The following is a 205-nucleotide window of genomic DNA, read 5'->3' as shown; positions in this document are numbered from 1 at the left end:
GGCGCTGTGCTCGAACCACATTCCGGATTACCGCAACCTGATCACCAGCTACAACGCGCTGACGGCTGGCAAGTAACGGTCCGTTGAAATGAAAACCGGAGCCTCCTTTGGGGGCTCCGGTTTTTGCTTTTTGTAGGACCGAGGGGGACGCCTAGTTCTTGCTCGCGAACCGCCTGGCACGGAATTTCCCCGTAGGAGCGGACCT

Annotated in this window: 1 pseudogene; it reads left to right on the top strand. The window is 58.5% G+C overall.

Features of this window, described 5'->3' with window-relative positions:
* A pseudogene (locus ACCC94_RS30580) lies at nt 1-76 on the top strand (hydrolase); the annotation flags it as partial.
* Nucleotides 77-205 lie beyond the last annotated feature (129 nt).

Origin of the sequence: Pseudomonas sp. Pseusp97 (genome assembly GCF_047304025.1) — a bacterium.
Taxonomy (GTDB): domain Bacteria; phylum Pseudomonadota; class Gammaproteobacteria; order Pseudomonadales; family Pseudomonadaceae; genus Pseudomonas.
Note: the sequence above shows the minus strand (reverse complement) of the source record. Positions and strands in the feature narration are given on the sequence as shown.